We start from the raw sequence: 20,755 nt of genomic DNA, 5'->3' as shown, positions 1-20,755 counted from the left end.
ATTCTGGTTTATCCTATGCAGCAATTTTTATGAATCATATAAGGTGGTGAGCAATCTCACCCTTTTAGCCTTTATCGACTGTTAAGAGCAACTCATGCAACAGCAATATAATCCTGCCGAAATCGAAGCTAGTGTTCAAAAGCACTGGACTGAAAATAAAACGTTTATCGCCAAGCCAGACTCTTCAAAAGAGAAGTTTTACTGCCTGTCTATGTTTCCCTACCCAAGTGGCCGACTGCACATGGGGCACGTCCGTAACTATACGATTGGTGATGTGATTTCTCGCTACCAGCGCCTGCAAGGCAAGAACGTTATGCAACCAATTGGTTGGGATGCTTTTGGTTTACCAGCAGAAAACGCTGCCGTTAAGAACAAGGCTGCACCTGCTGCTTGGACATATGAAAACATCGATTATATGAAAGGTCAGCTACAAACCTTAGGTTTTGGTTACGACTGGAATCGTGAGTTAGCCACTTGTAAACCTAACTACTACCGTTGGGAGCAGTGGTTCTTCACTCGCCTTTACGAGAAAGGTTTAGTTTACAAAAAAATGGCGACCGTCAACTGGGATCCAGTTGACCAAACCGTGCTTGCTAACGAGCAGGTGGTTGATGGTCGCGGCTGGCGCAGCGGCGCAGTTGTTGAGCAACGTGAAATTCCACAGTGGTTCATCAAAATCACTGATTACGCCGAACAGCTGTTAAATGATATGAACCACCTAGAAGGTTGGCCAGAGCAGGTGAAAACCATGCAACGCAACTGGATTGGTCGTTCAGAAGGCCTTGAACTGACTTTCGATATCGAAGGTTCAGACGATACCCTTGATGTGTACACCACTCGCCCAGACACCCTAATGGGCGTGACCTATGTAGCGATTGCGGCCGCGCATCCACTAGCGACCCAAGCCGCTAAAAACAACCCTGAACTTACCGCTTTCATTGAAGAGTGTAAGAACAACAAGGTTGCCGAAGCTGAAATGGCGACCATGGAGAAAAAAGGTGTTGCGACTGGTCTTTACGCTAAGCACCCATTAACCAGTAAAACGGTACCAGTATGGGCAGCGAACTTCGTATTAATGGACTACGGCACAGGTGCGGTGATGTCTGTTCCTGCCCACGACCAGCGTGACTATGAGTTTGCTAAAGCCTATGGTCTAGACATTGAAGCGGTTATCAAGCCTGCTGACGGCGAGCTAGACATTGCTGAAGAAGCTTTCACTGAAAAAGGCATTCTGTTTAACTCTGGTGAGTTTGACGAGCTAGATTTCCAGGGCGCATTTGACGCTATGGTGGTTAAGCTTGAAGGCATCAACAAAGGCAAGAAGACAGTAAACTACCGTCTGCGTGACTGGGGTGTATCTCGTCAGCGTTACTGGGGTTCACCAATCCCAATGGCAACCTTAGAGAACGGTGAAACCGTCCCTGTACCTGCCGAAGACCTACCTGTAACCCTTCCTGAAGATGTGGTTATGGATGGCGTAACCAGCCCAATTAAAGCCGATAAAGAGTGGGCCAAAACCACCATTAACGGCCAAGCGGCCACCCGCGAGACTGATACTTTTGATACCTTTATGGAATCAAGCTGGTACTACGCTCGCTATGCATCGCCTAACTTTGACGATGGCATGTTAGACCCAGAAGAAGCGAACCACTGGTTGCCTGTAGACCAATACGTAGGTGGTATTGAGCACGCGGTAATGCACTTACTGTACTCTCGTTTCTACCACAAACTTCTGCGTGACGAAGGTTTGGTTGATTCTGATGAGCCGTTCAAGCGTCTACTGTGTCAAGGCATGGTACTGGCTGATGCCTTCTTCTACGAAGACGAAAAAGGCGGCCAAGTTTGGGTATCTCCAACTGAAGTGATCCTAGAGCGTGATGGTAAAGGCCGTATCGTGAAAGCCACCGATGGGTCTGGCCGCGAGCTTAAGCACGCCGGTATGACTAAGATGTCTAAGTCTAAGAACAACGGTATCGACCCACAGGAAATGGTAGATAAGTACGGCGCCGATACGGTACGTCTATTTATGATGTTTGCCGCGCCACCAGAGATGACCCTAGAATGGCAAGAATCTGGTGTAGAAGGTGCAAACCGCTTCCTACGTCGTGTTTACAACTTAGCTCATGCCTTCCTAGAAGGTGGCATTGAGGCACCTGCACTTGATGTTGCGGCACTAAACAACGACCAAAAAGCGCTACGTCGTGAACTGCACAAAACTATCGCCAAAGTTTCTGATGATATCGATCGTCGTCAGCAATTCAACACTGCCATTGCCGCTATTATGGAGTTGATGAACAAGCTAACAAAGGCACCACTTGAGTCAGGCCAAGACCGTGCCCTAATGAGCGAAGCATTACTTGCGGTTGTTCGTCTGCTTTACCCAATGACGCCTCACCTATCTTTCCAACTTTGGAACGAGCTAGGTCAACAAGGTACCATTGATGAAGCATCATGGCCTGTAGTTGACGACAAAGCACTGGTAGAAGACAGCAAGTTAATTGTTGTTCAGGTAAACGGTAAAGTGCGCGGTAAAATCACTGTTAGCGCCGATGCTGAGCAAGATCAAGTAGAAGCTTTAGCCAAGCAAGAAGACAATATCAATAAGTTTATTGTCGACAAGACCATTCGTAAGGTAATCTATATTAAAGGTAAATTACTCAATATTGTTGCTAATTAATGGTTTTAAAATTTAAAAGCCTTCTCACTGCAATCCTAGCACTTAGCCTAATGCTAAGTGCTGGTTGTGGCTTTCGTTTTCAGGGATCACATCAGATCCCTGATAACCTAAAACAACTTTCGCTTGGCACTCAAGATAAATACAGCGAACTTACTCGACTAGTAGGGGAACAGTTACGTCTTTACTCGGTGAAGGTAGTTGAACGGGATCCTGAGCGAGTCGCTCACTTACAGCTTGTACATGATGAGTTAAGTCGGGCCACTCTATCCCTCTTTCCTGATGGCAAAGTTGCCGAATATGAGCTGATCTATCTCGTCGACTACACGATTAAATTGCCAAATCGTGAAGCCCAGTCTTATCAAGTCGAAATCCGCAGAGATTATTTGGATGATCCTCGCACCGCTCTTGGTAAGAGTCGCGAGATGGAGATGCTGCTAAAAGAGATGCGCATAAAAGCCACCAGCAGAATCATTCAATCTTTAGCCAGCAGCCAATAATGCGCCTCTATCCAAATCAATTAGTTCAGCAATTACAGCAGCTACCTCAGGTTGTTCTGATCTTTGGTGATGAGCCATTTTTAGTGGAAGATTGTCGCCAACATATCCTCAATTTGGCGCACAAGGCTGATTTTGAAGAAAGATTAAGTTTCTCTACTGAGAATCAGTTCAATTGGTACACTCTTGAACAGGAATGGCAGAGCTTAAGTTTATTTTCCTCTAAACGGATCATTGAACTAGACATTCACAATGCTAAGCCAGGAAAAGAAGGCACTACCGAGCTACTGAAATTAGTCGAACTAAAAAACCCTGATAACCTATTGATTCTGCATGGCCCTAAATTAGGCGCCGACCAACTTAAAGCCAAATGGTTTAAATCCCTAGAGTCATTGGGTCTTTATATCCCTTGCGCAACGCCGGAAGGACCACAATGGGTCAATTGGCTCAATCAGCGGGTAAATAAATATCAAATCAACCTAACAGCAGATGCTCAACACATGTTGATGAGCATGTATGAGGGTAATCTGTTAGCTTTGGAGCAAGCTTTACAACTGATAAAGTTATTGCAAAACTCCCAACAAGTGACTGTCGGCATGCTGCAGTCATGGTTGCAAGATCAATCTAGATTTAGTGTCTTCCAATGGTTAGATGCACTCTTAATGGATAAACAAAGCAGGGCCCTACATATGCTTGGGCAATTAAAAGCTCAGGGCGTAAGCCCGCAGATTTTATTGTGGAATTTACTCCAGGAGCTGGTTCGTTTGCAGCAACTTTCGCTGTTACAGCAACAGGGAAAACTGAACGCTTCACAGTGGAATGCATTGAGAATTTGGGATAAACGCAAAAGCTTATACCTCAATTGTTTATCACGCATATCTTTAGAACAGATTAATACTATGCTAGGCCATGCCCATCAGCTAGAAATGAACTTTAAGTTCTCAGGCAAAGAGAGCTGGCCACAATTAGCTCAATTAGCCTTGTGGTTTGACAGCAAAGCATTTCATAAATTACCTTGGAAGGATTTCTAATGGCAAAAATTGGACTCTTAGGCGGTACCTTCGACCCAATTCATAATGGCCATACACAATCTTTAGTATCCATTAAACAGCAGCTAAATCTCGATCAAATCTGGGTTATGCCCAATGCTGTTGCACCACATAAACCTCAACCACAAGCCAATGGCCAACACCGATTAGCCATGGTTGAATTAGCTATTGCCGATTTAGATGGGGTTAAAGCTGTAGATTTTGAATTAACTCAAACTGGACCTTCTTATACGGTTTATACCTTAGAAAAGCTGCAGCAGCGTTATCCTAACAATGATTTTTACTTCATTATCGGCATGGATTCCCTTGCAAATTTCAATCATTGGTACAAATGGCATCAAATTTTAAATTTTTGCAATCTATTAGTAATGACTAGGCCGGGTTGTGACGCTTTAGATATTGATGAACTAGATTGGTATCAGCAAATTAAAGAGTCGTTACCAAAGGGCAAAGGATCGATTTACCCAGTAAAAACGGATGAAGTAGATATATCCTCTACCCACATCAGGAACTGCTTAAAACTTGCTCAAGTTGGCAAGTTTGATATAAATCCTGCGGTAAAACGCTACATAGAGCAACATAATCTTTATCAATAGGGTTAATCCATGGCTTATCCTTGCTATAATCGCCAAGTTACCTTAACTCAAACAGAGACATTGAAGTGCAAATTACTGAATTAAAAGATTTCGCTATTGATAAAATTGAAGATATTAAAGCTCGCGATATTACTGTGCTGGATGTACAACAACATTCAACCATTACTGATTATATGATTATCGCCTCTGGTACTTCAAAAACCCATGTAAAATCAATTGCTGAATACCTTGTTGTTGAAGCTAAAAAAGCTGAAATTGAAATCATTGGCATTGAAGGACGTGAAAGTTCGGAGTGGGTTCTTGTTGACCTAGGTGATGTAGTGGTTCATGTAATGCAAGAACAAGCTCGTGACTTTTATCAGCTAGAAAAGCTTTGGAATTAATTTCAAGCAATGAAGTTACAACTGATTGCCGTTGGTACTAAAATGCCAAGCTGGGTGGCAACTGGCTTGGCTGAGTACCAAAGACGCTTCCCTAAAGATATGCCTTTTGAGGTAATCGAAATTGCAGCTGGGAAGCGAGGTAAAAATGCCGATATTGCCCGTATTTTACAAAAAGAAGGCGAGCAAATGTTGGCTGCGGTTAAGAAAGGAAACAGGATTGTTACTTTAGACTTGCCTGGCAAAAATTGGACCACTCCACAGCTTGCAACCGAGCTTAATAAATGGCAACTTGATGGTCGTGATGTCAGCTTGCTAATTGGTGGCCCAGAGGGACTTGCTCCTGCTTGTAAACAAGCGGCAGAGCAAAGCTGGTGCTTATCTGCATTAACACTTCCACACCCAATGGTTAGGGTGATGGTAGCCGAAAGCTTATATCGTGCCTGGAGCATTAATAATAACCATCCATATCACAGGGAATAGTTACCGTGAGACGCAGTCGCGTAACCATACAAAATCATACAGAAGAAGCGGCCCTGTTCAAGCGTCGCGCTTTATTTACCTTTGCGGTAGTGGTGATCCTTATCAGCATCCTGCTGAGCAATTTATATTACTTACAAGTTACCTCTCACACTGATTATCAAACCCGCGCTAATGAAAATAGAGTGCGAGTTATCCCTGTTGCACCCAACCGCGGCTTAATATTTGATCGCAATAATAATATTGTTGCCAACAACTTACCTGTTTATTCATTAGAAATGATCCCCGAAAAGGTCGCCAACCTTGAGCACATTATCGCTGAACTTGGTAAGCTGTTTCCTTTAGAAGAAGGCTTCATTGAAGATACCCAAGAAAGATTAAAATACCATCGTAGATTTAAAGCCTTTACGTTGATCAAGCAGCTTTCTGAAAAGCAAGTTGCCAAATTTTCCATTAATCAGCATAAATTTCCAGGCTTGTCCATTGCGGCTGGTTTAAACCGCTATTATCCCCAGGGCGAATCGTTGACACACTTATTGGGGTATGTGGCTCGCATCAACTCTAAAGATAGAGAAAAAATCTCCATCGATGATAAAGAGGGCATGTATGCCGCCACTAACCAAATTGGTAAACAAGGGATAGAGAAGTTTTACGAAGATATCTTACATGGCATTCCTGGTAGCACCGAAGAAGAAGTAAACAATCGCGGTCGTGTCATTCGTACATTAAAACATATTCCGCCTGAAGCTGGGCGCGACCTTCAACTAACCATTGATATAACCTTGCAAAATAAAGCAATTGAGTTACTACAAGGTCGTCGTGGAGCCGTTGTCGCGCTAGACCCTAATAACGGTGAAATTTTAGCGATGGTTTCAAGCCCAAGTTATGACCCTAACCTGTTTGTACAAGGGATCAGCTCGCGCAATTATTCAAATTTACTAAATTCAACTCAAAAACCACTCATTAACCGAGCGACTCAAGGGCAATATGCCCCCGCCTCTACCGTTAAACCCTTACTGGCTCTAGCCGGTTTAGAACATAATTTTGTTACTGATAAAACCAAAATTTGGGACCCTGGCTTTTGGCAAATTCCAAATGTAGAAAGAAAATACCGTGACTGGAAACGCTGGGGCCATGGCTGGGTTGATTTATATACCTCTGTTGCTCATTCATGTGATATTTATTTTTATGATTTAGCTTACAAAATGGGTATCCAAAATATCGCAGACTTTATGCAGCCTTTTGGTTTTGGTGAGTCTACCGGCATTGATATTCATGAAGAAAGTAGCGCAATTTTACCAGACAAAGGCTGGAAAAGAGCTCGCTACAATCAACCTTGGTACATTGGAGATACCATTTCGATTGGTATTGGCCAAGGCTACTGGACGGCTACTCCGATACAATTAGCCTACTCCACCAGTATCCTAGCGACCAAAGGTCAACGGTTTCGTCCTCATCTGTTAAAACAAGTGATTGGCGAGCCGGAAACTAATGCCAGCAGTAACTTAGCACCGATTAAGCTAAAAAATGAAGCGAACTGGAACATTATCTCCAACGCCATGTACCAAACCGCCCATAAATATGGTGGCAGTGCCTATAGTCTTTTTAAAGATTCCCCTTATAAGGCCGCAGTAAAATCTGGTACAGGACAAGTTTTTGGCATCGCTGAAGATGCCCAATACGATGAAGAAACCGTACAGGAACATTTAAAAGACAACGCCTTATTTGTAGGTTGGGCACCTTACAATAACCCCAAAATTGCTGTCGCAGTAGTATTGGAAAATGCGGGTTGGGGTAGTGCTAATGCTGGCCCGATCGCCAAAGGTATGTTTGATTCTTACCTATTAGACAACTAACTGGTTAACTATAATGAACAATAAAACTAGTTTTTGGACCAAAATCCATATTGATTTACCATTATTTTTAGGATTAGTTGCCCTTCTTAGCTTCTCCTTAGCTGTTGTTTACTCTGCCGGGGGGGAAGCCGTTGCCAATCGTCAAGTGGTACGAATTGGCTTGGCCTTTCTGGTGATGTTTATCTTTGCCCAAATTAACCCTGAAATACTTAAACGCTGGGCCCTACCAATCTACATTGTTGGTATCATTTTACTGGTTCTGGTTCACTTCTTTGGTGATATTAATAAAGGCGCACAGCGTTGGCTAAATTTAGGTTTTATGGAGTTTCAACCTTCTGAACTGATCAAGCTCGCTTTTCCCATTACCATGGCATGGTATATTAGCAAATTCCCATTGCCGCCCTCTTCAACACAAATACTCGGTGGGATATTACTGTTACTCGTTCCGACGTTATTAATTGCTTCTCAACCCGACCTTGGTACGTCAATATTGGTTGCAGCCTCGGGTATCTTCGTGTTATTTCTTTCTGGCATGAGTTGGATTATTGTCGGTGGCGCCATAACCGCGGTGCTCGCCTTTGTACCGATCCTGTGGTATTTCTTGATGCACCCATATCAAAAGCAAAGGGTACTGACCTTCCTCAACCCAGAGAGTGATCCTTTAGGTTCAGGCTACCATATTATCCAATCCAAAATTGCTATCGGCTCAGGGGGATATCTTGGTAAAGGCTGGCTGCAAGGTTCACAATCACAATTAGAATTTTTACCAGAACGGCATACTGATTTCATTTTCGCTGTCATTGGGGAAGAGTTTGGATTAGCCGGCTCTATTGTATTGTTATCCATTTATCTGTTTATTATTGCAAGGGGATTATTCCTAGCAAGTAAAGCACAGACCAACTTTGCCCGCTTATTAGCTGGGTCAATAACGTTAACCTTTTTTGTATATTTATTTGTAAATATTGGTATGGTTTCTGGTTTACTCCCAGTAGTAGGTGTACCTTTACCTATGGTTAGTTATGGTGGTACCTCGATGCTTACACTCGCCGTTGGTTTTGGCATCATAATGAGTATTCATACTCATCGACGTTTCATGGATAGATAGCAATGAAAAAAATTACAATCGCTTTATTTACCTTGCTTGCTAGCAGTTTACATGCTGCGGACAATAAAAGAATAGAAGAATTCAAACAAACCGTTAAGAAACAAGGGTTAAGCAGTCACTATATTGAGCAGCAAATCGAAAAAGCAGTATTCCAACCCGAGATCATAGAGGCCATTACCAAGCCATGGGAAGCAAAGCCATGGCATCAGTATTACCCACTTTTTTTAACCCAAGAGCGCTTACAGGCGGGGCTAAGCTTTTGGAAGAATAATCTCGATACGGTGACTAAAGCTTCTCAGCGCTTTGGAGTAGACAGCGAAGTTATCATTGCCATTATTGGAATAGAAACATTTTATGGTCGTATTTTTGGCAAGCATAAAGTACGTGACGCATTATTTACACTCGGTTTTCATTACCCACCTAGACAAGATTTTTTCATGAGTGAATTTGGTCATTTACTGCACCTAGCCAAAGAAGAACAATTAAATCTTGATGAGCTTTATGGTTCCTATGCCGGGGCTATGGGTTTTGGTCAATTTATTCCATCAAGTTACCGTGCCTATAGCATCGACTTTAATGAAGATGGCCAGCGCAATCTTTTTGAAGCTGATGATGCCATTGCATCTGTTGCCAACTACTTGCACAAACATAAATGGCAACTGGGGCAAGATATTGTTGCTAAAACACAGCTTGATAAAGCTGACAAAGCCTTATTGTGGAATAATAGATCACCACAAACTAGCATCAGCCAGTGGCAGCAATTAGGAGTAGATAAGGAGTCTGTAGCCCATTTAGCAGCCGACCAAAAAGCCATTTTAATCAAATTACAGCAGGTTAATCATGACGAATATTGGTTAGGCTTAAATAACTTTTATGCCATTACTCGCTACAATAGAAGTCCTCTGTATGCCATGGTTGTCACCCAATTTGCAAAGCAGCTAAAAAATGCCAAAGATTTTTAGTTTAGTCATCGCTTTACTGCTCAGTAGTTGCAGTATTGATAATGGACGCTACCAAATGGCCCAAGATAGAGGGCCTAGCTATGAGCCAGACCTTAGTCAAACCCAATTGCAAACCCCTAAGGCAGAAGCCTATTCCCGTGGAGGCAATAAAGACTATCAGGTATGGGGCAAGTCTTATAAAGTGCTCACTACCCATAAAGATTTCTCAGAACAAGGAATCGCTTCTTGGTATGGCAAGAAATTTCACGGCCACTTAACCAGTAATGGTGAGATTTATGACATGTATCAGCTTACCGCTGCCCATAAGCACCTGCCGATACCTAGCTACGCCAAAGTCACCAATTTAGATAATGGTAAACAAGTGATTGTCAGGGTTAATGACCGTGGCCCTTTCCACAACAACCGTGTTATTGACCTTTCTTATGCTGCTGCGGCACAGCTGGATTACCTCAAAACCGGCACAGCCAATGTTCGTATCGATTCAATTTGGGTGGAACAGTCAACCCCCCAAACTCCCCTTCCCCTGCCCCAAATGAATTCCCTCAACCAGTATTTTATCCAAGTGATGGCTTCTAAAGATCCAATCAAAGTACAGGCTATCGCCAGTAAATTACAAGTCCGCTATGGTTATCAATCTCAAATTGATCAACAACAAGCATTATTCAAATTACGAGTTGGGCCATTTTCGTCTAGAAAAGATGCAGATCAGCTTAAGGTTCTGTTAAAGCAAGCAGGCTATACTCAAAGCTACATTGTAAGCAGTCAGTCAAAGAGTTAATCTACAGCATTATTGCTTTAAAGATAACGTAAATACGATAATCGCCACACATTAAGGGTAAATACTTCCTAGGCATTAGTATTAGAGATGATATACTGATTGCGTTTTATTCTCATTTTCACCTTAAGCTATTTAAACGACTAATGACTCTTTTAAAGAAAACATATAAAAGCTTGTTTGTGGTGACATCACTAATGATGTCGGCACAAACAATAAGCTCCCCAACTATTATTCCTTCGGCGCCAACCATGGCCGCTAAAGCTTATGTTCTGATGGATTATCGCTCTGGCAAAATCATAGCCCAGGACAATGCCGAGGAACGCCTACACCCAGCTTCTCTTACCAAAATGATGACCAGTTATGTGGTGGGTAAAGAAATTGCTCAGGGGAATATCAAAGAAACTGACATGGTCACGGTTTCAGAGAAGGCCTGGGGTAAAAACTTCCCTGACTCATCAAAAATGTTTATCGAAGTTGGCAAACAAGTTAGCGTTGCCGACCTTAATCGTGGCATTATCGTTCAGTCAGGTAACGATGCCTGTGTTGCCATTGCGGAACATATTGCCGGCACGGAATCTGGCTTCGCCGACCTAATGAACACTTGGGCTGAGCAACTTGGCATGTTTGACAGTCATTTTGTTAATAGTCATGGTTTGGATTCTGTCGATCATTACACTACAGCATCGGATATGGCTGTTTTAGCCCGTGCGCTGATACGAGATGTACCAGAAGAATATCGCATATATAGTGAAAAGTCTTTCACATACAATGGCATCACCCAACATAACCGTAATGGTTTACTCTGGGATAAAAGCATGAATGTGGACGGCATCAAAACCGGCCACACCTCTAAAGCTGGCTACTCGCTGGTATCATCTGCTACAAAAGGTGACATGCGCTTGATTGCCGTGGTAATGGGCACTAAGTCCACCGCAGCACGCAAATCAGAAAGTAAAAAACTATTAAATTTTGGTTTTCGTTTTTATGAATCAGCCACGCCATACAAAGCGGGAGATTCTTTAGTTGAACAGCCAGTATGGTTTGGCGATAAAAAGCAAATAAAACTTGGTTTATTAGAAGATACTAACTTAGTGGTATACCGCGGCCAAGCCCGCAAATTAAATGCTGATTTTGAGATCAATCAAGAACTTGAAGCACCAATTGCTAAAGGTGATGTTATTGGAACCGTATTTTTTAATGTTGACGGTGAAGAAGTTGCGCAGTACCCCTTAGTTGCTTTAGAAGAAGTACAGCCGGGCAGTTTATTTAGCCGTATTGTCGATTACTTTAAAAAACTTTTCGCTGATCTTCTAAATTAATCCTCTATAAATAAATAGCTTATATAATTAAAATCACAGCTGCCTTTAGGTAGCTGTGATTTTTTACTTGAAATAAACCGAATTAATCACCATATAGTGTCACAGAATATTTAAGGCTAGCAAAGGCAGAGTTATGCAAACTAAATTTGATGAATTACTTGAATTTCCATGTTCATTTCCTTACAAAGTAGTAGGTAATGCACGTGCTAATCTAGCTGATGATGTTGTTGCTGTGGTGCAATCCATTGTGCCGGGTGATTACACAACTTCAGAACAGGCTTCAAGCAAAGGGACCTATGTTTCAGTTACCATTCGCGTTACCGTGCAAGACAAGCCACAAGTAGAATCCCTATATCAAAGACTTGCTGCAATTGAAGGCGTCAAACGAGTTCTGTAAATTTCTAACAATTCATAGCTTTTTAAATTATGTTGGCGATATAATGCGCCATCATAACTGACGAAATTAGAGCCCTAAAGCAGTGTCCAGCAACCAAGTAATTATCAAAAATCTCGGTCGACAGCCCTATCAAAAAATATGGCAAGCCATGCAAAGCTTCACAGATCAAAGAAGCATTGATGACCTTGACCAAATTTGGATAGTTGAACACGATCCAGTATTTACTCAGGGCACCGCTGGCAAGCCTGAGCATGTCTTAGATGTTGGCGATATCCCTATAATTAAAACAGACCGTGGTGGCCAAGTAACTTACCATGGCCCAGGGCAATTAGTGATTTATCCACTGATTAACATTAAGCGATTAAAACTTGGTGTTAGGGACCTCGTCACAGCAATTGAGCAAAGCATCATTGAAATGATGGCTCAATTTGGTGTCGATGCCTATGCTAAGTGTGATGCTCCGGGAGTTTATGTGGATAATCGCAAGTTAGCATCATTAGGTTTAAGGATCCGTAAGGGGTGTTCATTTCATGGTCTCGCTGTCAATATTAATATGGATTTAAGCCCCTTTTTACGTATTAACCCATGCGGTTATGCTGGTATGGAAATGGTCCAAGCCAAAGACCTAGGTGGGCCTCAAAATGTGACTGAGGCCGGTGATATATTGACACCTATACTTATCCATAAACTTGGGTTACAGAATTAACAGATACAGGAATATCTTCACAAATGAGTGATAGACCAGAAAGATTACAGCCAGGCGTAAAATTAAGAGACGCCGACAAAGTTGCCCGCATTCCAGTTAAGGTTGTGCCAACCGAAAAGGAAGACATGCTACGCAAACCAAGCTGGTTAAAAATCAAGCTTCCCAGTTCTTCTAAGCGCATTGAAGAAATTAAAGGGGCCATGCGTAAGCACGGCCTACACTCGGTGTGTGAAGAAGCTTCGTGCCCTAACCTGTCAGAATGCTTTAACCACGGCACAGCCACCTTTATGATTTTAGGTGCCGTCTGTACCCGCCGCTGTCCTTTCTGTGATGTGGCCCATGGCCGTCCACTAAAACCTGATGCCAATGAGCCTAGAAAACTAGCGGAAACGATTCGCGATATGAAGCTAAAGTACGTGGTCATTACCTCCGTTGATCGTGACGATTTACGTGATGGTGGTGCCCAACATTTTGCTGACTGTATCCGTGAAATCCGCGCCTTGAATCCTGGCATCAAGATTGAAACTCTGGTACCCGATTTTCGTGGTCGTATCGATAAAGCGTTAGACATACTAGCGGGCGATCCGCCAGATGTGTTCAACCACAACCTGGAAACGGCACCGCGTCTATACCGTAAGGCTCGCCCTGGGGCCTCTTACCAATGGTCACTGGATCTACTTAAGAAGTTTAAACAACGCCACCCTGATGTACCGACTAAATCCGGCATCATGATGGGCTTAGGCGAGACTAACGAAGAAATTGAACAAGTATTGTTTGATCTACGTAAACACGGTGTCGAAATGCTGACTCTAGGTCAGTACCTACAGCCTTCTAAGTTCCACCTTCCAGTAGAGCGTTATGTTACACCGGAAGAGTTCGATGAGTTTAAAGACCTTGCCACTACCATTGGCTTTACCCATGCCGCCTGTGGCCCACTTGTTCGTTCAAGCTACCACGCTGACTTACAAGCACAGGGTAAAGAGGTTAAATAAACGAAACTCGAAAAGATTAAAAAGGTTGCCCATTGAGCAACCTTTTTTATTCGCGTTCATCTTTCGATGTACTTGATTCGACGCCTAAAAATTATACCTGCCACTGATCCAGATATTATCGATTTTATGCAAATCGACTCTTTGTTTTCCAAAGTTAAAATTAGTATCTAAAAAGCGGCGTTCAAAACTCAGGCCAACGCTGACGCCATTCATCGCTGGGGTTTGGTAACTGACGCCTAAGCCTAATACTTTTAAGCCCCTCGAAGTATTATCGTAATAATCGTCCCCATCAAAGTAGGCGAAGTCGCTGAATTGCAACATGCCCCCGCCCGCACTGGCTTGTAGGCTTAAGCCGGTATCCGCTAATGGGTACTGCAGTTCGAGTGAAGCCGATAAAGATATTAAGTGCATATGGCGGACATCTTGATACCAGAAGTGGCCATAACGACCAAGACTGGCTAAATCGGCTCGAACAAACACATAGGGAATCACCTGATAGGCAGCAAACACTTTACCTGCAAAGCGGTTTTGGCTATCAGAGTAAACTTTATTATTTTCAATATAGTCGTAGCTAAAATTAGCATTTCCTAACGCTATACCGGTTTGCCAGGTTAATTGCGACTGGGATTGAGCGACACAATTAACACTGACTAATACCGCCAAAAGTAATAATTTATACATAGTTCCACCTTTGATTGTTATTAACTAAATATAGCTAATAAGAGAAACTATGCGGGCAATAGCTGACTGATTAATTGTTCACACTCAGCTTGAGTTAAAAGTTGTGGTACCGGATATGTACCATGCACTTCAGCATTTGCCCTTTGCGCTATCTCGGTAATATCTTTAATTTGCAATTGTTCAATACAAGTTGGGATCGCTAACTGCTGCAACAGTTGTTCTACCGCGCTAATAAACCCTAATGCTTTTTGCTCAGGGCTGTTACCGCTAACACCAATGACCTCTGCCAATTGAGCTAATCTTGGCGTCATGGCCTGCACACAGAACTGCAAAACTTTAGGCAACACAACGGCATTCGCAAGTCCGTGAGGGACGCCGTAAAGTGCCCCAAGTTGGTGTGCAATCGCATGAACATAGCCGACATAAGTACGAGTAAAAGCTAAGCCAGCTTGATAACTTGCTACTGCCATTGCACTTCGTGCCTGCAGATCCTGCCCATCCTCAAACGCTTTCACAAGACTCGTAAAAACTGTTTTAATTGCTTGAGTACTCATACCACGGGTAAAGCCAGAGGCATAATCACTTAAATAAGATTCAATCCCATGGGTTAACGCATCGATCCCTGTATGAGCGGTAATTTGCGGGGGTAATCCAAGCATTAATTCAGCATCTAAAATGGCGTATTTGGGTAAGATAAAAGGATCGGCAATTGCAAACTTTCGCTTTGTCTGTTTGTCTGAAATAACCGCAGCAACGGTCGCCTCGGAACCGGTACCAGCGGTGGTCGGTACCGCTATCATCAAAGGCACCTTAGTCAGTACTTTTAATAGACCTTCTAATTTATAGACGGGCTTGTTAGTGGCGGCGCATGCAGCAATCGCCTTACCGCAATCCATCGCTGAGCCTCCACCGAACAAAATAATACCATCACAATTATTTTTCTTAAAAACCTCAAGCCCCTGCTCTACTAATGTTATTGAAGGATCTGGAGTTATCTGGGCAAAAATCTCATAAGAAATATGCTTAGAATCAAGTAACTCACTAAGCTGGTTAACTAAACCTAATCTAATTAAATCTTTGTCTGTAACGATTAATGGCTTATAAATATGCTCAGCCTCGAGTACAGAGGTGATTTGTGCAAGAGAACCTGGGCCTTGAATTAATTCAGGTTTGGGGGTGGGGAAATACTTTAAAAAAGGTTTCTTTAAATTGACTAATAATTGATGCTTCATCGTTAATCCATTAACTGACGGTTTTATCTACCTTAATGGCTTAACATGTTTTGGTCAATGATTAAACACCTCATTCATTTACGGTGATAAAGAATCAATAGCCACCTCGCCTACATTTGCTTAGCTGTAATAAGACAGCGTTTTAAAGCAAGCAGTGACGAGGTGCTATTATGCTGTTAAAGCACTACATATTAACCTAACTTATCAAGCATATACGCTTTTAGTGCATTAAAATCAGCGTCCATTTCTAGCGATAAGTTTTGTTTATCGGCAACGGCGGCAAGTTCGGCGGGCAAGCCAATATCGCGGCCAACAATGTCTTCGACCACTTCTTTAAACTTAGCAGGGTGCGCAGTACCGACAAAGATGCCTTTTTCGTCATCAGCTAAAGTATCCGCTAGAGCTTTGGCAGCAATCGCGGCATGGGGCTCTGATAAGTAGCCTTTGGCTTCCATTTGTTGCACGCTTGCACGGGCATCTTGACCCGATACCATAGCCCCTTTTACTTCGCCATTATTCCAACCCATACGCTCGATCAGTACTTCTGCACGAGGCCAGTTACTTGGATCAGATACATCCATGGCGTTAGATTCAGTAGCAACGGTAGGGTTAACCTGCCACTGTCCGCTTTGAAGGTAACGAGGTACGGTATCGTTCTCGTTGGTAGCTGCAACAAACCGTTTAATGGGTAGACCCAGGGCTTTAGCAATCAAACCAGCGGTAAGGTTGCCAAAGTTACCCGATGGCACCGCCACCACTGGCGCATCTGTGTTTTCTTTACGGTATTGGGCTACCGCTTCAAAGTAGTAACAAACTTGAGCCAACAAACGACTAATGTTAATTGAGTTAGCCGAATTTAGCGCTAGCGCCTGTTTAAACTCGGTATCTTCAAAGCCTTTTTTGACCATGTCTTGGCAGGCATCAAAGTCAGCGTTTACTGCGACCGTGTGGATATTGTTACCTAGGGTACAAAACAGTTTTTCCTGTAATTCAGAAATGCGGCCTTTAGGGTATAAAATCACGACTTCTACGTTATCCAAACCGTAAAAGGCGTCGGCAACCGCAGCGCCAGTATCACCCGAAGTCGCGGTTAAAATAGTGACCTTGTTGCCATTGCTAAAGCGCGACAAACATTGAGCCATAAAACGGGCACCAAAGTCTTTAAAGGCTAATGTTTTACCGTGAAACAGCTCTAAACAGTAACGCTTATCATCAACTTTGACGAGTGGACAAGGAAAGTTAAAGGCCTGCTCCACCACGTCATCAATCACCTCTGGTGCAACTTCATCGCCTACTACATGCTTAACAATCACCTTTGAGCGACTGACAAAATCTAACTCTAATAGCGCTTCTACATCGTTCAACGCCGTAAATTCTGGTGGGAAAAAAAGACCACGGTCTTTACCCAAGCCCTGCACTACCGCTTGTTGAAAATTAACTTGTTGTTGTGGGTGTTTTAAATTTTGTAAAAGCATTATTTTTTCTCCACGACTGTGCCTTGGGTATCGAGCTTACATATATGCACAAAGCCGCCTTCACCCTGTAAGTAGGTGTCTTGTAATTTTTGTGCTGCCGACTTGGCAGTCTCTAAGTCTTTGGTCACCGCAAATACGGTTGGACCACTGCCTGAAATACCACAGGCAGCCACATCTAACAGCTGCAGTTGTGCTTTTGCGTCAGTAAAGCCTGGTATCGCCTCAGCGCGGTAGGGTTCGGCTAAGCAATCTTTCAATAATGCAAGTGCTAACCCTTCGTCCTGGCGGTGGCATGCATGCACAAAGCCTGCTAAATTTTGAGCATATTCAATGGTGGTAGCCATATCGATATCTGTAGGCATAAGCGCACGCATTTTTGCGGTGGAAATGGATACGCCAGAATAGGCTAATACCCAGTACCAATTATCAAAGCTAGGCAAAGGTAAACATTCTTTACCTGCCACAGGGCTCATTAACTGCATGCCACCTAAGTAACTTGGGGCAACATTATCATAGTGTACAGAACCACTAATACGCCCCTCAAGCTCGCCCATCATATGCAATAATTGCGACTGACTGGCTGCACCATCAAACCAACCATCCACCGCGCAAAGCGCAGCAACCACTGAACTGGCACTTGAGCCTAGACCACTGCCTACTGGTAAGTTCTTTTCCAGAGTAACCATGGCATTTGTCAGTGGCTCAAAACCCATTTGTTGACAATAATATTCTATACATTGCAATACGATATTGTCCTTAGGCTCTAGGGGCAGTTTATGGGCCCATGGGCCTTCGCAATGTAAACCTAGCTCACCCACAGACTCGCTAATGGTTACTCTGTCCCCAAGGCGAGAACCATCAATAGGGGCAACTGCCGCCCCCAGTAAATCAAACCCGACACTAACGTTTCCCATGGACGCTGGCGCATAGGCGACTACTTGCTTCATTGAGTTACCTCGCGGGTCCAGTTGGCGGTGCGAAGTACATCGGCAAACACACCAGCAGCCGTAACCGCACCACCGGCACCATAACCACGCAATACAAATGGCAGTGGCTGATAGTAACGAGAGTAGAATGCTAAAGCGTTTTCACCACCTTTGACGCTAAACAGTGGCTCGTCAGCAGCGACTTTGGCAATGCCTACTTTACAGCCTTGCTCGTCAATTTCGCCCACATAACGAAGCACTTTACCTTCTTGTTTAGCGCTTGCAATCATATCCGCCATCCAAGCATCGAGCTCTGGTAGACGTTGCATGAACTCTTCAACAGAACCTGTCGCATCAAAATTATCAGGCAATACACCTTCAATGTTGATGTCATCAATTTCTAAGTTAAAACCGGCTTCACGGGCAAGAATTAACACCTTACGGGCAACGTCCATACCACTTAAATCATCACGAGGGTCTGGCTCAGTAAAGCCTTTATCGCGGGCAATTTTAGTGGCTTCAGACAGGCTCATGCCCGCTTCTAATTCGCCGAAAATATAAGACAGTGAACCAGATAAAATGCCATTAAACTTGTGCAGTTCATCGCCGGCTGCCACCAGCTTTTTAAGGTTATCGATAACCGGTAAGCCTGCACCTACCGTGGTTTCATATAAGAACTGACGCTTATTTACCAGAGCCGCATGACGCAACTTTTGATAATAACCAAGACTGCCTGTATTGGCTTTTTTGTTTGGAGTAACGACGTGCGCGCCTGCAGCCATAAAGTCTGGATAAGTTTGTGCTACCGCATCATTGCTGGTGCAATCAACCAGTACAGGGTTACGCAGCTGGGCATCACTTATCCAAGCTCTTAACTTTGTTAGATCCGCTGCTTGCTCAGAGGCAGCGAGTTCATCTTGCCAACTCTCTAAATCGATACCCTGCTCGTCTAGGTGCATCTTGCTTGAGTTGGTTACCGCACACAGGCGCATACGAATTTTTTGTTTCGCTAGCACTTGCTGTTGGCCTTTGATCTGCTCAAGCAGCTCTTTACCAATGTTGCCTGCGCCAACAAGTAATACGTCAATGTCATGGCTATCATCAAAGAAACAACGATGGCTGGCCACTAATACATTTTTTACCTGCTGTTGATTCACTACTGCCGAAATTGAACGCTCCGAAGATCCCTGTGCTAAAGCAACCAGATTAGCCCCAGCGGCGGCAATTGCATTTAAGAACTTGGCTGCAATGCCCTTACGGGTCTTCATCCCATCACCAATCAGTGACACAATAGAAAGTCCAGACTTTAGTCTAATCGGCTCTAAAAATTCGTTTTTCAGTTCTAATTCGAAGGCTCTTTCTAGGGCATCTTGTGCTGTTTTAGCATCATTCGAAGCGACGCAGAAGCTAACAGAATACTCACTCGATGACTGCGTGATCAAAGAGACAGACACCCCTGCATTAGAAATAGCAGCAAACACACGACTGGCCATACCCACCATGCCTTTCATACCTGGGCCGGCCACATCAATCATGGTCATATTATCTAAATTAGAAATCGCTTTAACCGCTTCACTACCATCGGTCTCGCGAGAAACAACAGAACCAGGTGCACTTGGGTTGAAAGTATTCTTAATCACACAAGGGATATGATACTGGGCAATTGGAGTAATGGTTTTAGGGTGCAAAACCTTGGCGCCGAAATAAGAAAGTTCCATAGCTTCTTGGTAGGACAACTTGCTCATTAACTTAGCATTATTGACTAAACGCGGATCGACGTTATAAACCCCGTCTACATCTGTCCAAATTTCACATTGGCTTGCCCCTAGACTAGCGGCTAAGGCAGCAGCTGAATAATCACTACCATTACGCCCTAAAAGAACCGTTTGGCCCTCATCATTGGCTGCGCAAAAGCCTGGCATAATCCACGCTTGGTTAGCATTTAAATCGATATTCTGCGCGCGCTCTCTGCTAGCTTGTATGTCAACTGCAGATTCTAAAATACCGCCTTGAGCCAAAAATACCTGTTTAGGATCTAGCTGACCGGCTTGCACTCCTTTAGCTTTAAGTAGTACTTCCATCAATGCCGCAGACATTCGCTCACCACCAACCACAAAGTCCGCCTGTACTTCGTCTGGGCAGTATCCAAGCAATTCAATACCTTTGAGTTTTTGCTGCCACTGGCCTAACTGATGGGCAAAACGTACTTTAAATTCTGACTCAAGGGCTTCACCTAACACTGGGCTGGCGCCTGATAACAAATGATTAAATACGGTATCAATATGCTCAACAATCGCCTGAACACTTTGTCCCTTAGTTGCATTATCAATTGCAGCAATTAGGCTATTGGTAATAGTGGCTGGTGCAGACAGTACAGCAGCGATACGCCCCTGCGCTGCTTCATCGGTTAAGATAGATGCAACCTGTGAAAACCTTTCCCAGTCACCCAGGGAAGTTCCGCCAAACTTTAATACTTTCATGGTGCCACTCCTGTGCCATGCTCAAAATAAAACGGCCCGCTAAATTTAGCGGGCCGTTGGAATTTCCTTTAGGTATGCTCAGCCCGCCGCCATTAAGTAATGGTGGTTGTAATAATTCGGGTGCTAACAATATATGTTAAGAGCATAACGCCTATGTCAATCAAATTAGT

At 43.6% G+C, this 20,755-nt stretch carries 18 protein-coding genes and 1 pseudogene; 14 read left to right on the top strand and 5 right to left on the bottom strand.

Annotation, left to right across the window (positions count from 1 at the left end):
• Positions 1–94: 94 nt before the first annotated feature.
• From leuS to lipA, 14 genes and pseudogenes are all read left to right on the top strand, one after another.
• Positions 95–2,677: a leucine--tRNA ligase gene (gene leuS / locus GFB48_RS13875; RefSeq protein ID WP_163936949.1), complete on the top strand. Its 2,583-nt coding sequence runs from the start codon at positions 95–97 to the stop codon at positions 2,675–2,677.
• Entirely contained in the window at positions 2,677–3,174 is a 498-nt protein-coding gene (gene lptE, locus GFB48_RS13870) for an LPS assembly lipoprotein LptE (RefSeq protein WP_163936947.1), read from the top strand. Before leuS ends, lptE begins: the two co-directional genes overlap by 1 nt.
• Positions 3,174–4,202: a DNA polymerase III subunit delta gene (gene holA, locus GFB48_RS13865; protein WP_163936944.1), complete on the top strand. Its 1,029-nt coding sequence runs from the start codon at positions 3,174–3,176 to the stop codon at positions 4,200–4,202. Before lptE ends, holA begins: the two co-directional genes overlap by 1 nt.
• On the top strand, positions 4,202–4,816 hold the full coding sequence (gene nadD / locus GFB48_RS13860) for a nicotinate (nicotinamide) nucleotide adenylyltransferase (RefSeq protein ID WP_163936941.1): 615 nt from the start codon (positions 4,202–4,204) through the stop codon (positions 4,814–4,816). The genes holA and nadD overlap by 1 nt, the downstream gene beginning before the upstream one ends.
• Before the next feature lie 65 nt (positions 4,817–4,881).
• Positions 4,882–5,199 (top strand): ribosome silencing factor, encoded by a 318-nt coding sequence (gene rsfS, locus GFB48_RS13855; protein ID WP_163936938.1) that lies wholly within the window; start codon positions 4,882–4,884, stop codon positions 5,197–5,199.
• A 9-nt stretch (positions 5,200–5,208) separates the two neighbouring features.
• Entirely contained in the window at positions 5,209–5,679 is a 471-nt protein-coding gene (gene rlmH / locus GFB48_RS13850) for a 23S rRNA (pseudouridine(1915)-N(3))-methyltransferase RlmH (RefSeq protein ID WP_163936935.1), read from the top strand.
• Positions 5,680–5,684: 5 nt separating this feature from the next.
• A complete protein-coding gene (gene mrdA / locus GFB48_RS13845; protein WP_240464880.1) occupies positions 5,685–7,532 on the top strand; it encodes a penicillin-binding protein 2 in 1,848 nt (615 codons plus the stop codon).
• Between the two features lie 13 nt (positions 7,533–7,545).
• Complete coding sequence (gene rodA, locus GFB48_RS13840; protein WP_163936934.1) at positions 7,546–8,637, top strand: rod shape-determining protein RodA; 1,092 nt, start codon at positions 7,546–7,548, stop codon at positions 8,635–8,637.
• Positions 8,638–8,639: 2 nt separating this feature from the next.
• Complete coding sequence (mltB, locus tag GFB48_RS13835; RefSeq protein WP_163936931.1) at positions 8,640–9,599, top strand: lytic murein transglycosylase B; 960 nt, start codon at positions 8,640–8,642, stop codon at positions 9,597–9,599.
• A complete protein-coding gene (locus GFB48_RS13830; RefSeq protein ID WP_163936928.1) occupies positions 9,583–10,377 on the top strand; it encodes a septal ring lytic transglycosylase RlpA family protein in 795 nt (264 codons plus the stop codon). Before mltB ends, GFB48_RS13830 begins: the two co-directional genes overlap by 17 nt.
• 143 nt (positions 10,378–10,520) lie before the next feature.
• Positions 10,521–11,696 carry a D-alanyl-D-alanine carboxypeptidase family protein gene (locus tag GFB48_RS13825; RefSeq protein WP_163936926.1) on the top strand — a complete coding sequence of 392 codons (1,176 nt, stop codon included), beginning with the start codon at positions 10,521–10,523 and terminating at the stop codon, positions 11,694–11,696.
• Positions 11,697–11,829: 133 nt separating this feature from the next.
• Positions 11,830–12,093: a DUF493 family protein YbeD gene (gene ybeD, locus GFB48_RS13820; protein ID WP_163936923.1), complete on the top strand. Its 264-nt coding sequence runs from the start codon at positions 11,830–11,832 to the stop codon at positions 12,091–12,093.
• Between the two features lie 82 nt (positions 12,094–12,175).
• Positions 12,176–12,778, top strand: a pseudogene (gene lipB, locus GFB48_RS13815) (lipoyl(octanoyl) transferase LipB); the annotation flags it as partial.
• Positions 12,779–12,822: 44 nt separating this feature from the next.
• A complete protein-coding gene (gene lipA, locus GFB48_RS13810) occupies positions 12,823–13,791 on the top strand; it encodes a lipoyl synthase (RefSeq protein WP_163936917.1) in 969 nt (322 codons plus the stop codon).
• A gap of 84 nt (positions 13,792–13,875) precedes the next feature.
• On the opposite strand, the gene GFB48_RS13805 is transcribed toward lipA, so the two are convergent.
• The 5 genes from GFB48_RS13805 to thrA form a co-directional block, all read right to left on the bottom strand.
• Positions 13,876–14,472 (bottom strand): hypothetical protein, encoded by a 597-nt coding sequence (locus GFB48_RS13805; protein WP_163936913.1) that lies wholly within the window; start codon positions 14,470–14,472, stop codon positions 13,876–13,878.
• A 47-nt stretch (positions 14,473–14,519) separates the two neighbouring features.
• Complete coding sequence (locus GFB48_RS13800; protein ID WP_163936911.1) at positions 14,520–15,704, bottom strand: iron-containing alcohol dehydrogenase; 1,185 nt, start codon at positions 15,702–15,704, stop codon at positions 14,520–14,522.
• Between the two features lie 191 nt (positions 15,705–15,895).
• On the bottom strand, positions 15,896–17,179 hold the full coding sequence (gene thrC, locus GFB48_RS13795; protein WP_163936909.1) for a threonine synthase: 1,284 nt from the start codon (positions 17,177–17,179) through the stop codon (positions 15,896–15,898).
• Positions 17,179–18,126 (bottom strand): homoserine kinase, encoded by a 948-nt coding sequence (thrB, locus tag GFB48_RS13790; RefSeq protein WP_163936906.1) that lies wholly within the window; start codon positions 18,124–18,126, stop codon positions 17,179–17,181. Before thrB ends, thrC begins: the two co-directional genes overlap by 1 nt.
• Complete coding sequence (thrA, locus tag GFB48_RS13785; RefSeq protein ID WP_163936903.1) at positions 18,123–20,585, bottom strand: bifunctional aspartate kinase/homoserine dehydrogenase I; 2,463 nt, start codon at positions 20,583–20,585, stop codon at positions 18,123–18,125. Before thrA ends, thrB begins: the two co-directional genes overlap by 4 nt.
• Between the last annotated feature and the right edge of the window lie 170 nt (positions 20,586–20,755).

The sequence above is a fragment of the Paraferrimonas sp. SM1919 genome (assembly GCF_010993985.1).
GTDB lineage: Bacteria > Pseudomonadota > Gammaproteobacteria > Enterobacterales > Shewanellaceae > SM1919.
This window is presented reverse-complemented; position numbering and strand designations above follow the sequence as displayed.

What these genes read in the sequence shown, in the direction of transcription:
- leuS (WP_163936949.1), top strand. Translation starts at nt 95, where the DNA reads ATGCAACAGCAATATAATCCTGCCGAAATCGAAGCTAGTGTTCAAAAG.
- lptE (WP_163936947.1), top strand. Translation starts at nt 2,677, where the DNA reads ATGGTTTTAAAATTTAAAAGCCTTCTCACTGCAATCCTAGCACTTAGC.
- holA (WP_163936944.1), top strand. Translation starts at nt 3,174, where the DNA reads ATGCGCCTCTATCCAAATCAATTAGTTCAGCAATTACAGCAGCTACCT.
- nadD (WP_163936941.1), top strand. Translation starts at nt 4,202, where the DNA reads ATGGCAAAAATTGGACTCTTAGGCGGTACCTTCGACCCAATTCATAAT.
- rlmH (WP_163936935.1), top strand. Translation starts at nt 5,209, where the DNA reads ATGAAGTTACAACTGATTGCCGTTGGTACTAAAATGCCAAGCTGGGTG.
- rodA (WP_163936934.1), top strand. Translation starts at nt 7,546, where the DNA reads ATGAACAATAAAACTAGTTTTTGGACCAAAATCCATATTGATTTACCA.
- mltB (WP_163936931.1), top strand. Translation starts at nt 8,640, where the DNA reads ATGAAAAAAATTACAATCGCTTTATTTACCTTGCTTGCTAGCAGTTTA.
- GFB48_RS13830 (WP_163936928.1), top strand. Translation starts at nt 9,583, where the DNA reads ATGCCAAAGATTTTTAGTTTAGTCATCGCTTTACTGCTCAGTAGTTGC.
- GFB48_RS13825 (WP_163936926.1), top strand. Translation starts at nt 10,521, where the DNA reads ATGACTCTTTTAAAGAAAACATATAAAAGCTTGTTTGTGGTGACATCA.
- ybeD (WP_163936923.1), top strand. Translation starts at nt 11,830, where the DNA reads ATGCAAACTAAATTTGATGAATTACTTGAATTTCCATGTTCATTTCCT.
- lipA (WP_163936917.1), top strand. Translation starts at nt 12,823, where the DNA reads ATGAGTGATAGACCAGAAAGATTACAGCCAGGCGTAAAATTAAGAGAC.
- GFB48_RS13805 (WP_163936913.1), bottom strand. Translation starts at nt 14,472, where the DNA reads ATGTATAAATTATTACTTTTGGCGGTATTAGTCAGTGTTAATTGTGTC.
- GFB48_RS13800 (WP_163936911.1), bottom strand. Translation starts at nt 15,704, where the DNA reads ATGAAGCATCAATTATTAGTCAATTTAAAGAAACCTTTTTTAAAGTAT.
- thrC (WP_163936909.1), bottom strand. Translation starts at nt 17,179, where the DNA reads ATGCTTTTACAAAATTTAAAACACCCACAACAACAAGTTAATTTTCAA.
- thrB (WP_163936906.1), bottom strand. Translation starts at nt 18,126, where the DNA reads ATGAAGCAAGTAGTCGCCTATGCGCCAGCGTCCATGGGAAACGTTAGT.
- thrA (WP_163936903.1), bottom strand. Translation starts at nt 20,585, where the DNA reads ATGAAAGTATTAAAGTTTGGCGGAACTTCCCTGGGTGACTGGGAAAGG.